General features: G+C 41.5%; 3 protein-coding genes and 1 pseudogene. 1 reads left to right on the forward strand and 3 read right to left on the reverse strand.

Features of this window, described 5'->3' with window-relative positions; translation table 11 throughout:
• Positions 1–1108, forward strand: a 1108-nt coding sequence (priA, locus tag NJ959_RS28485) for a replication restart helicase PriA (RefSeq protein ID WP_254015133.1), incomplete at its 5' end; no start/stop codon positions are given.
• Between the two features lie 659 nt (positions 1109–1767).
• Here the strand turns inward: priA and NJ959_RS28490 are convergent.
• The 3 genes and pseudogenes from NJ959_RS28490 to NJ959_RS28500 all read right to left on the reverse strand — a co-directional run.
• Positions 1768–1944 carry a hypothetical protein gene (locus NJ959_RS28490; protein ID WP_254015134.1) on the reverse strand — a complete coding sequence of 59 codons (177 nt, stop codon included), beginning with the start codon at positions 1942–1944 and terminating at the stop codon, positions 1768–1770.
• Positions 1945–1956: 12 nt separating this feature from the next.
• Positions 1957–2172 carry a hypothetical protein gene (locus NJ959_RS28495; RefSeq protein WP_254015135.1) on the reverse strand — a complete coding sequence of 72 codons (216 nt, stop codon included), beginning with the start codon at positions 2170–2172 and terminating at the stop codon, positions 1957–1959.
• Positions 2173–2292: 120 nt separating this feature from the next.
• Positions 2293–2499 (reverse strand): annotated as a pseudogene (locus NJ959_RS28500) (IS4 family transposase); the annotation flags it as partial.

Genomic DNA, 2499 nt, shown 5'->3' on the forward strand with positions numbered 1-2499 from the left:
CAAAAAACCCACTCCCCATTCCCACTATCTTTCTCTACCAGAAAGGATTCAATCTCGCCCTATGCCTCCGGTAGAAATTGTGGATATGCGGCGGGAATTACAGGAAGGAAATCGGTCAATTTTTAGTCGTTCTTTACAGGATGCTTTGCAACAGCTTAAGGAAAAAAGAAAACAGGGTATTTTATTTGTTCCTAGACGGGGACACAGTACTTTTGTCTCTTGTCGCAGTTGCGGATATGTAGTGGAATGCCCTTATTGTGATGTTTCCCTAGCTTATCACTATACTCATGAAGGAGCAACTGAATTACTGAGGTGTCACTATTGTAATTACACGCGAATTCATCCCCGCAGTTGCCCCCAATGTAGTTCACCTTATCTGAAATTTTTTGGTAGTGGTACGCAAAGAGTTACCCAAGAATTAGCCAAGCAGTTTCCCGATTTGCGTTTAATTAGATTTGATAGCGATACCACTCGGACAAAAGATGCCCACCGCACCTTATTAACTCAATTTGCGAATGGGGAAGCTGACTTATTGGTGGGGACGCAAATGTTAACCAAAGGTTTAGATATTGCCGAGGTAACTTTAGTGGGAGTTGTCGCCGCAGATGGAGTATTACATTTAGGAGATTATCGCGCCGCAGAAAGGGCATTTCAAACTTTAACTCAGGTGGCAGGAAGGGCGGGGCGAGGCGATGAGCCTGGTGAAGTTATTGTCCAAACTTATTCTCCCCAACACCCGGTAATTCAAGCGGTACGCCATCATGATTATGAGTCGTTTGTGGAGACAGAATTGGCACAAAGGAGGGAATTAAATTATCCCCCTTACGGTAATTTGATTTTATTCCGTTTGAGTGGAGTGGATGAGGAAGAGGTGGAAAAAGTTGCCGAAGCGGTAGCAGATAAGTTAATCGAAAATGAGTCAGGATATGAAATTTTAGGACCATCTCCTGCTTCAATTATGCGAGTAGCTAGTCGCTATCGATGGCAAATTTTATTGAAGTTTCCACCTGGAGTACCTGTGAAAGTGCCAAATTTGGAGGAGTTGCGGGAGATTTGCCCAAGACATGTTTATTTAGCGATTGATGTTGATCCTTTGAATATGATGTGATACTTCCCAGTGTTTTCAGGTGTTGGATCTATCCCTCTTCTGTCACTTTCCGAGCTAACCCTTACGCAGAGTAAATTTCAGCTATCGCTCCCGACGAGCTAATTTAAACAGGACTTACGCAGCCACGCTACTGATAGTGGTAATGGTCCGTTAGCAGAGGATAACGCACCCTACAGATAGAGGCTTTGCGTAAGTCCTGTTAAAGCAGAAAAAAATCGTCGATCGCTTTCTATCAAAAGGCTTGAGGATTGGTAAATGGCAAAAGTTCCCGGAGAGTGACAGAAGAGGGATAACTCTTTCCTTTTTCCTCCCAAAGAGCGAGTGAGGGGGTGCTGTGCCAGTTGTGTAAGTCCTGATATTGTCAAAATACGGTAAAATTGACTCCGATCATCTTGAACAACCAGTGAGGGACTTAAAGGATGAACATAGTCACCAATAATGGCTTTGAGACAAAAGCCCTGACGGGGTGACAACTATGTCTGTAAAGTAGCTAGGATTTGCCTTTCAGCTGTTCTACCTCTCTGATAATAGCGTCGTTTATGGGGACTTAATGACATTAATTGAATAGTATGTTCCTGAAACAATTTCAGTTTTTCCACCCAAGCATAGCCATGTATCCCAATATAAAAGTTACTATGTCGGCGCTGTATTCTCTTTTTTTATTTGACTCGACAAACATATTTGACTACGCCCTTACGTTTAATTTTTTCGCCAGATATTAGGGCACTATTATCCGCTAAAGTAATTAGTATAATCAAAGAAATCAACCGTTGATCTGTAACCTGTGTCCCTTCGAGATTATAGCCACCTTTTTTATAATCCCGAAACATTTCCATGCTTCGCTTCGCTCACCAGGCTTCGCCAACAATACCAAAACGTTTCTTATAAGCTAACAATGCTAATTTCAACTCGGTCAAGTTGGTCAAAATAAACCAAGGCTCCTCTGCTAGGAAACCGCGATATTTTCTTTGCCATTTGCCAATAATATTGGCTTGAGCAAAGCCTTTCCTCTTGGTCAGTTTAACTCCTTTTAAGTAAATTGAAACGCCTGGTTTTACACCCAAATCTTGTAATTGTCTCCAGGATGATGGGGATACTTCAACGTATTCATTTTTTCTCAAGCGTAGGCAGAAATAAGTCTGGGGCTGACTTCTTAACCAGCTCGCCAGGTCTACTGAACAAAATTATCTATCCCCCAAAATCACTTTTGTATAATTATTTAATAACGGGAATACTTGCGACAATACGGCTATTTGTTTAGCCACATTCGTGCTACCTAATTTCGGGAGATATTCAAAGTATATAGGAATTGCTCGATTTTGATAAATTAAACTGACAAATATTAAGTTAACTGACTGCCATTGAGTCCGGTCAATAGCAATATACAAGAC

Origin of the sequence: Limnofasciculus baicalensis BBK-W-15 (genome assembly GCF_024178385.1) — a bacterium.
GTDB lineage: Bacteria > Cyanobacteriota > Cyanobacteriia > Cyanobacteriales > Coleofasciculaceae > Limnofasciculus > Limnofasciculus baicalensis.